The 9,195-nt window shown below is 56.8% G+C and carries 6 protein-coding genes and 1 tRNA gene; all 7 read left to right on the forward strand.

Features of this window, described 5'->3' with window-relative positions; translation table 11 throughout:
- Positions 1–3: 3 nt before the first annotated feature.
- Positions 4–79 (forward strand) — tRNA-His (locus ACYYKW_RS26085).
- Positions 80–479: 400 nt separating this feature from the next.
- Positions 480–1,790, forward strand: coding sequence for a trigger factor (tig, locus tag ACYYKW_RS26090; RefSeq protein WP_093100444.1), 1,311 nt, complete (start codon positions 480–482; stop codon positions 1,788–1,790).
- Between the two features lie 91 nt (positions 1,791–1,881).
- Positions 1,882–2,517 carry an ATP-dependent Clp endopeptidase proteolytic subunit ClpP gene (gene clpP / locus ACYYKW_RS26095; protein WP_007951559.1) on the forward strand — a complete coding sequence of 212 codons (636 nt, stop codon included), beginning with the start codon at positions 1,882–1,884 and terminating at the stop codon, positions 2,515–2,517.
- A gap of 111 nt (positions 2,518–2,628) precedes the next feature.
- The gene (gene clpX / locus ACYYKW_RS26100) at positions 2,629–3,912 is read left to right on the forward strand and encodes an ATP-dependent Clp protease ATP-binding subunit ClpX (RefSeq protein ID WP_016775335.1); all 1,284 of its coding nucleotides are present in this window, start codon (positions 2,629–2,631) and stop codon (positions 3,910–3,912) included.
- 163 nt (positions 3,913–4,075) lie between these two features.
- Positions 4,076–6,472, forward strand: a complete 2,397-nt coding sequence (lon, locus tag ACYYKW_RS26105) for an endopeptidase La (protein ID WP_090284491.1) — start codon at positions 4,076–4,078, stop codon at positions 6,470–6,472.
- Between the two features lie 149 nt (positions 6,473–6,621).
- Positions 6,622–6,894, forward strand: a complete 273-nt coding sequence (locus tag ACYYKW_RS26110) for an HU family DNA-binding protein (protein ID WP_003183171.1) — start codon at positions 6,622–6,624, stop codon at positions 6,892–6,894.
- A 228-nt stretch (positions 6,895–7,122) separates the two neighbouring features.
- Complete coding sequence (locus ACYYKW_RS26115) at positions 7,123–8,994, forward strand: SurA N-terminal domain-containing protein (protein WP_464991555.1); 1,872 nt, start codon at positions 7,123–7,125, stop codon at positions 8,992–8,994.
- Positions 8,995–9,195 lie beyond the last annotated feature (201 nt).

Raw genomic sequence — 9,195 nt, forward strand, 5'->3', positions numbered from 1 at the left:
ATGGTGGGCGTAGCTCAGTTGGTAGAGCACGGGATTGTGACTCCCGTTGTCGTGGGTTCGATCCCCATCGTCCACCCCATATTTCGAAAGGCGCCAGATTTAACAGTCTGGCGCCTTTTTTGTTTTAGCGCTTTTGAAATCCGGCATGGCCGGTTTCGAGGTGCAAGGGCAGGGCGCTTCGTCGTAATCATGTTGCTCGATGATGCCGCGCTGCCCGGCGTACTTGCTCGCAAGTGCGGCCGTCAGGAGTGACTGGCAGTCGCTTCTATATATAGAAGCGGTTGCTGCAGAGCCCTGGCGTGATGGTTTGTATTCGTCTGCGGAGCGCGCTGCTTTGAAGTATCGCTCCGAATAAACTGCCTGCTGTTTTTTTACCCGTTTTCCGTAGGGTGACTTCTTGAGTTTGACCCACTAGAATGCATGCCCTTGATTCTGGGGTCGGAAACGGCCGGCTAACGTCTGTGCAACGAGGAATATCCATGCAAGTTTCTGTTGAAAATACTACTGCTCTCGAGCGCCGCATGAGCGTCACCGTGCCGGCTGAGCGCATCGAGACTCAGGTCAACAAGCGTCTGCAGCAGACTGCCCAAAAGGCCAAGATTGCTGGCTTCCGTCCAGGCAAAGTGCCAATGAGCGAAATCAAGCGCCGTTTCGGTGCCGATGCTCGCCAGGAAGCGGTAGGCGACGTCATTCAATCGTCCTTCTACGAAGCTGTGGTTGAGCAGAAGCTGAACCCGGCGGGTTCGCCGTCGATCGAGCCAAAGTCGCTCGAAGCTGGCAAAGACCTGGAATACGTTGCTGTATTCGAAGTGTTCCCTGAGTTCACCGTTGCCGGTTTCGAAGGCATCACCGTTGAGCGCCTGAGCGCCGACGTGTCCGACGCTGACCTGGACAAGATGCTCGACATCCTGCGCAAGCAGAACACCCGTTTTGAAGTGGCCGATCGCGCTGCGCAGAACGAAGACCAACTGAACATCGATTTTGTTGGCAAGGTTGATGGCGAAGTGTTCGCTGGCGGTTCCGCCAAGGGCACTCAGCTGGTACTGGGCTCCGGCCGCATGATTCCAGGCTTCGAAGAAGGCCTGGTCGGCGCCAAGGCCGGTGAGGAACGCGTTCTGAACCTGACCTTCCCAGAGGACTATCAGAACCTCGACCTGGCTGGCAAAACCGCTGAGTTCACCGTTACCGTGAACACTGTGTCCGAGCCTAAGCTGCCTGAGCTGAACGAAGAGTTCTTCGCGCAATTCGGCATCAAGGAAAGCGGCATCGACGGTTTCCGCACCGAAGTTCGCAAGAACATGGAGCGTGAGCTGCGTCAGGCAATCAAGTCCAAAGTAAAAAATCAGGTGATGGACGGTCTGCTGGCCACCAACCCGATCGAAGTACCGAAGGCGCTGCTGTCCAACGAAGTTGATCGTCTGCGCGTGCAGGCTGTTCAACAATTCGGTGGCAACATCAAGCCTGACCAACTGCCGGCCGAGCTGTTTGAAGAGCAAGCCAAGCGCCGCGTCGTGCTGGGTCTGATCGTGGCTGAAGTGGTCAAGCAGTTCGACCTCAAGCCTGACGAAGCCCGCGTTCGCGAGATGATTCAGGAAATGGCTTCGGCTTACCAGGAGCCTGAGCAGGTCGTGTCGTGGTACTACAAAAACGAGCAGCAACTGAACGAAGTGCGTTCGGTTGTGCTGGAAGAACAAGTTGTGGATACTGTTCTGCAGAAAGCTAGCGTGACCGACAAATCGGTCTCTTACGAAGAAGCGGTCAAACCGGTAGAAGCTCCAGCAGCCGACTGATTGTTTTTGCGTTAGAAGTACACACATAAGCCAGCCTTCGAGCTGGCTTATGCGTATTCAAGACATAACTATTTGGGAGTGACTGCAGAGCATGTTCCGTAATTCGTATATTCAGCAGAACTCTGATATCCAGGCCGCCGGCGGCCTGGTCCCGATGGTTGTCGAGCAATCTGCTCGTGGCGAACGCGCCTATGACATCTATTCGCGCCTGCTCAAGGAGCGAGTGATCTTTCTGGTGGGTCCTGTAGAGGACTACATGGCCAACCTGATCTGTGCGCAACTGCTGTTCCTTGAAGCGGAAAACCCGGACAAGGACATCCATCTCTATATCAACTCCCCGGGCGGTTCGGTGACTGCAGGCATGTCGATCTACGACACCATGCAGTTCATCAAACCCAACGTATCGACCACTTGCATCGGTCAGGCATGCAGCATGGGCGCGTTCCTGCTTACCGCAGGTGCCCCGGGCAAGCGTTTCTGCCTGCCGAACTCGCGCGTGATGATTCACCAGCCACTGGGCGGTTTCCAGGGCCAGGCGTCGGACATCGAAATCCACGCCAAGGAAATCCTCTTCATCCGCGAGCGTCTGAACACGCTGATGGCCAAGCACAGCGGCCGTACTCTGGAAGAAATCGAGCGCGACACCAATCGCGACAATTTCATGAGTGCAGAAGCGGCGAAGGAATATGGCCTGATCGACGAAGTGATCAACCAGCGCCCAGCTTAAAATAAGCGACGCATAGAGGCCTGGTCGGCAAGTCCGATCAGCAGCGGGCTTGAAAAAGCCCGCAATAGCCTTCATCTTGTGTTGCAAGCCTATCGGATTTGGATCGAACGAATGACTGACACCCGCAACGGCGAGGACAACGGCAAGCTGCTCTATTGCTCCTTCTGTGGCAAAAGCCAGCATGAAGTGCGCAAATTGATTGCCGGCCCCTCGGTCTTTATCTGCGACGAGTGCGTCGACCTGTGCAATGACATCATCCGCGAGGAGGTGCAGGAAGCCCAGGCCGAAAGCAGCGCGCATAAATTGCCTTCGCCTAAAGAAATCAGCGGCATCCTTGACCAGTACGTCATTGGTCAGGAGCGTGCGAAAAAGGTTCTGGCCGTAGCGGTGTACAACCACTACAAGCGCCTGAACCAGCGTGACAAGAAGGCTGACGACGTCGAACTCGGCAAGAGCAACATCCTGCTGATCGGCCCGACAGGCTCCGGTAAAACCCTGCTGGCCGAGACTCTGGCCCGCTTGCTGAACGTTCCGTTCACCATCGCTGACGCAACCACCCTCACCGAGGCCGGTTATGTGGGCGAAGACGTCGAGAACATCATTCAGAAGCTGCTGCAGAAGTGCGATTACGACGTCGAGAAGGCCCAGATGGGCATTGTCTACATCGATGAAATCGACAAGATTTCGCGCAAGTCCGACAACCCGTCGATCACCCGCGATGTATCCGGTGAAGGCGTGCAGCAGGCCTTGCTCAAGTTGATCGAAGGCACGGTCGCTTCGGTACCGCCGCAAGGTGGCCGCAAGCATCCGCAGCAGGAATTCCTGCAGGTCGACACCCGTAACATCCTGTTCATCTGCGGTGGTGCGTTCTCCGGTCTGGAAAAGGTTATTCAAAACCGTTCCACCAAGGGCGGCATCGGCTTCAACGCAGAAGTGCGCAGCAAGGAAGAGGGCAAGAAAGTCGGTGAATCCCTGCGTGAAGTCGAGCCTGACGATCTGGTCAAGTTCGGTCTGATCCCGGAATTCGTCGGTCGTCTGCCCGTCCTCGCGACGCTGGACGAGCTGGATGAGGCTGCGTTGATGCAGATCCTCACCGAGCCGAAAAATGCTCTGACCAAACAGTATGCCAAGCTGTTCGAGATGGAAGGCGTCGATCTGGAATTCCGTTCCGACGCACTGAAATCCGTCGCCAAGCGTGCCCTGGAACGTAAAACCGGTGCCCGTGGCCTGCGCTCGATTCTCGAAGGTGTACTGCTCGACACGATGTATGAAATCCCCTCGCAGTCCGAGGTGAGCAAAGTCGTGATCGATGAAAGCGTGATCGAAGGCAAATCCAAGCCACTGTATATCTACGAGAACAGTGAGCCGACTGCCAAGGCAGCGCCGGACGCGTAAGCGTCCACCCTGTCGCAGTAAAGAAGGGGCCCTCGGGCCTCTTTTTTTTTATCTGGTTTTTTACAGCCGCATTGCGCTTGTTTTTTTTCAAGGCAGCCCCCATCTTGGTTTCAAGTTCAATTCCATCTGATTACGGCCCTATGGCCGCCGTAGAGGCGAAATCATGAAGACAACCATCGAATTGCCTCTCTTGCCATTGCGTGATGTCGTGGTTTATCCGCACATGGTTATCCCGCTGTTCGTGGGGCGCGAGAAATCCATCGAAGCCCTCGAGGCCGCGATGACGGGCGACAAGCAGATCCTGCTGCTGGCCCAGAGAAACCCGGCTGACGACGATCCCGGTGAAGATGCTCTCTATCGCGTAGGTACCGTTGCCACGGTTCTGCAACTGCTCAAGCTGCCTGACGGCACCGTCAAGGTGCTGGTCGAAGGCGAACAGCGCGGAACGGTCGAGCGCTTCAGTGAAGTCGACGGCCACTGCCGTGCCGAAGTCTCGCTGATCGACGAAGTCGACGCCGCGGAACGCGAGTCCGAAGTGTTCGTGCGCACATTGCTGTCGCAGTTTGAACAATACGTTCAGCTGGGCAAAAAGGTCCCGGCTGAAGTCCTGTCGTCGCTTAACAGCATCGATGAGCCGGGGCGTCTGGTCGACACCATGGCTGCGCACATGGCGCTGAAAATCGAGCAGAAGCAGGAAATCCTCGAAATCGTTGACCTGTCGGCGCGTGTTGAACACGTACTGGCGCTGCTGGATGCCGAGATCGACCTGCTACAGGTTGAAAAACGCATCCGCGGTCGGGTCAAGAAGCAGATGGAGCGCAGTCAGCGCGAGTACTACCTGAACGAGCAGATGAAGGCCATTCAGAAAGAGCTCGGCGACAGCGACGAAGGCCACAACGAAATCGAAGACCTGAAAAAGCGTATCGACGCTGCCGGTCTGCCGAAAGACGCCCTGGCCAAGGCCACTGCCGAACTGAACAAGCTCAAGCAGATGTCGCCGATGTCCGCCGAAGCCACCGTGGTGCGCTCGTACATCGATTGGCTGGTGCAGGTGCCGTGGAAGGCGCAAAGCAAGGTGCGTCTGGACCTGGCGCGCGCGGAAGACATCCTCGATGCCGACCACTACGGCCTGGAAGAGGTCAAGGAACGCATCCTCGAGTACCTCGCCGTACAGAAACGCGTGAAGAAAATCCGTGGCCCGGTGTTGTGCCTGGTCGGTCCTCCGGGCGTGGGTAAAACCTCGCTGGCAGAGTCGATCGCCCATGCCACCAACCGCAAATTCGTGCGCATGGCCCTCGGTGGCGTGCGTGATGAAGCGGAAATCCGTGGTCATCGCCGTACCTACATCGGTTCGATGCCGGGAAGATTGATTCAAAAGATGACAAAAGTGGGCGTGCGCAACCCGCTGTTCCTGCTCGATGAAATCGACAAAATGGGCAGCGACATGCGTGGCGACCCGGCGTCGGCGTTGCTGGAAGTGCTCGATCCGGAGCAGAACCACAACTTCAACGACCACTATCTGGAAGTCGATTACGACCTTTCCGATGTGATGTTCCTGTGCACCTCGAACTCGATGAACATTCCGCCGGCGCTGCTGGACCGGATGGAAGTCATCCGTCTACCGGGCTACACCGAAGACGAAAAGATCAACATCGCCGTCAAATACCTCTCGCCAAAACAGATCGCCGCGAACGGTCTGAAGAAGGGCGAACTGGAATTCGACGCGGAAGCGATCCGCGACATCATCCGTTATTACACCCGTGAAGCCGGTGTGCGTGGCCTCGAACGCCAGATCGCCAAGGTCTGCCGCAAGGCCGTGAAAGAACACGCGATGGAAAAACGCTTCTCGGTGAAAGTGACAGCCGATCTGCTCGAGCACTTCCTCGGTGTGCGCAAGTTCCGCTACGGTCTGGCCGAGCAGCAGGACCAGGTGGGTCAGGTGACTGGCCTGGCCTGGACTCAGGTCGGTGGCGAATTGCTGACGATTGAAGCGGCGGTGATTCCGGGCAAAGGGCAGCTGATCAAGACCGGTTCGCTTGGCGATGTTATGGTCGAATCGATCACTGCCGCGCAGACTGTGGTGCGCAGTCGCGCCAAGAGTCTGGGCATTCCGCTGGACTTCCACGAGAAGCGCGACACGCACATTCACATGCCTGAAGGTGCTACGCCGAAGGACGGTCCGAGCGCTGGTGTCGGTATGTGCACCGCGCTGGTTTCGGCATTGACCGGCATTCCGGTGCGCGCCGATGTTGCCATGACCGGTGAGATCACGTTGCGTGGTCAGGTGCTGGCCATTGGTGGTCTGAAGGAAAAACTGCTCGCCGCTCACCGCGGCGGAATCAAGATCGTGATTATTCCGGAAGAGAACGTGCGCGATCTGAAGGAGATTCCTGACAACATCAAGCAGGATCTGCAGATTAAACCGGTTAAATGGATTGACGAGGTCCTGCAAATTGCGCTGCAATACGCGCCGGAGCCCTTGCCGGATGTGGCTCCGGAGATAGTAGCCAAGGACGAAAAACGAGAGTCTGACTCTAAGGAAAGAATTAGCACGCATTAATAGGCTTTTGCCTGGGTGGCTTCCTTGACAGTTTTTTAGAGCCCTTGTTATAAAGCGGCTCTTAAGTGTCTGTAGGCCATTCAGCACTCGTTTTTGCTTTCACCAAAAAAACTTAGAATCATCTCAAAATAGATATAAGGGGACTTAGAGTGAACAAGTCGGAACTGATTGATGCTATCGCTGCATCCGCTGATATCCCGAAAGCTGCTGCTGGCCGTGCGCTGGACGCTGTAATCGAATCCGTCACTGGCGCTCTGAAGGCTGGCGACTCCGTTGTTCTGGTTGGTTTCGGTACTTTCTCCGTGACGGACCGTCCGGCGCGTACCGGTCGTAACCCACAGACCGGCAAGACTCTGGAAATCCCGGCTGCCAAGAAGCCAGGTTTCAAAGCCGGTAAAGCACTGAAAGAAGCTGTTAACTGAGTTTCAGGTTTTTACCCATCCGGGTCGGGGTCAAGCCTGACTTGGCAGCGGAGCGGTAGAGCAGGCCACTGAGAAAGTCGCCTGTAACGCCGGGATCGAGGGTTCGAGCCCTGTCCGCTCCGCCAGTTACGAGAAGGCGCATCCTCGGATGCGCCTTTCTTCTATCCGGATTCTACCCACGCTCCACGGTTGCCTAAATATTGAAGTTCAACCGTTTCTGGGGGACGCATGCTGCAGAATATCAGGGACAATTCACAAGGCTGGATTGCCAAGACCATTATCGGAGTCATCGTTGCACTGATGGCTTTGACCGGTTTCGATGCCATTTTCCAGGCCACGACTCACAAGAATGAGGCGGCCAAGGTCAACGGTGAAGAAATCAGCCAGAACGAGCTGAGCCAGGCCGTTGACATGCAACGCCGTCAGCTGATGCAACAGTTGGGCAAAGACTTCGATGCTTCCTTGCTCGATGAAAAAATGCTCCGCGAATCGGCCCTCAAGGGTCTGATCGATCGCAAGCTGCTGTTGCAAGGTGCCGAACAGGCCAAATTCGCTTTCTCCGAAGGTGCACTCGATCAGGTGATCCTGCAAACGCCTGAATTCCAGGTGGACGGCAAGTTCAGTTCCGAGCGTTTCGACCAGGTGATCCGTCAGCTGGGTTACAGCCGCATGCAGTTCCGCCAGATGCTGGCTCAGGAAATGCTGATCGGCCAACTGCGCGCGGGTGTCGCGGGCAGCGGTTTCGTGACCGACGCCGAAGTGCTGGCATTCGCCCGTCTGGAAAAACAGACCCGTGATTTCGCCACGCTCAACGTCAAGGCTGACCCGGCAGCGGTGAAGCTCACCGACGACGAGGTCAAGGCTTACTACGATGAGCACGCCAAAGAGTTCATGACCCCGGATCAAGTAATCATCGATTACGTCGAGCTGAAGAAGGCATCGTTCTTCGACCAGGTCGCCGTCAAGGATGAAGACCTGCAGGCCGCGTATCAGAAAGAAATCGCCAACCTGTCGGAACAGCGTCGTGCGGCGCATATCCTGATCGAAGTGAACGACAAGACCACCGAAGCTCAGGCCAAGGCGAAGATCGACGAAGTCCAGGCGCGCCTGGCCAAGGGCGAGAAGTTCGAAGCGCTGGCCAAAGAGTTCTCGCAGGATCCGGGTTCGGCCAACAATGGCGGTGACTTGGGTTACGCAGGCCCTGGTGTTTACGATCCAGCGTTCGAAAAAGCCCTGTACTCGCTGGGCAAAGATCAAGTCTCCGAGCCGGTTCGCACCGATTTCGGTTATCACCTGATCAAATTGCTGGGTGTCGAAGCGCCTGAAGTGCCGACTCTGGCCAGCCTGAAAGACAAACTGACCCGCGAGCTGAAAGCCGCACAGGTCGAGCAGCGTTTCGTTGAAGCGACCAAGCAACTGGAAGATTCGGCGTTCGAAGCGTCTGACCTGGCGCAGCCAGCAGCGGATCTGAAGCTGACCGTGCACACGTCCAAGCCGTTCGGCCGTGAAGGTGGCGAAGGTATTGCGGCCAACCGTGCCGTGGTCACCGCGGCATTCAGCCCTGAAGTGATTGATGAAGGTGCCAACAGCACCGCCATCGAGCTGGATCCGGAAACCGTGATCGTGCTGCGCGCCAAGGAACACCTGAAGCCTGCGCAGCTGCCGCTGGAAAGCGTGAATGCGGCGATCCGCACCCAGTTGACCAAAGAGCATGCCAGCGCAGCCGCCAAGACCCGTGCCGAGAAGCTGATTGCTGATCTGCGCGATGGCAAGGCTCCACTGGACAAGGCGATTGACGGTCAGAGCTGGAAAGTCACCGAAGCGGCTACCCGTGGTCAGGAAGGTGTTGATCCGGCGGTGTTGCAGGCGCTGTTCCGCATGCCGAAGCCGGCCGCCAAGGACAAGCCGACCTTCAACAGTGTGACGCTGCCGGACGGTAGCCTGATGATCGTGCGCTTGAACGGCGTTAACGAAGCGGCGGCGCCGACCGATGAAGAGAAGGCGCAGTACCGACGGTTCCTGGCTTCCCGTGAGGGGCAGCAGGATTTCGCGGCGTATCGCAAGCAGTTGGAAAGTCAGGCGGATATCGAGCGGTTCTGATTGCTGACTGGAGACATGGGAGCCCCGGCCTTTTTTAGGTCGGGGCTTTTTTTTGCGCCTTGGCGGCCTTTGGGCCGACCAGGCTTTGGTTGTTTTGGGTGTATATCCGTTGCTGCGGTAACGGCGGCTTAGGGTTCCGCCCTTACGGCGGGTCACCTTTTTCAAACGCCAAAAAGGTAACCCAAAACGCTTGCTCCTGCG

This window comes from Pseudomonas sp. 15C (assembly GCF_055484735.1).

Coding starts and splice junctions, on each gene's coding strand:
- lon (WP_090284491.1), top strand. CDS start 4,076: ATGAAGACAACCATCGAATTGCCTCTCTTGCCATTGCGTGATGTCGTG.
- ACYYKW_RS26115 (WP_464991555.1), top strand. CDS start 7,123: ATGCTGCAGAATATCAGGGACAATTCACAAGGCTGGATTGCCAAGACC.
- clpP (WP_007951559.1), top strand. CDS start 1,882: ATGTTCCGTAATTCGTATATTCAGCAGAACTCTGATATCCAGGCCGCC.
- tig (WP_093100444.1), top strand. CDS start 480: ATGCAAGTTTCTGTTGAAAATACTACTGCTCTCGAGCGCCGCATGAGC.
- clpX (WP_016775335.1), top strand. CDS start 2,629: ATGACTGACACCCGCAACGGCGAGGACAACGGCAAGCTGCTCTATTGC.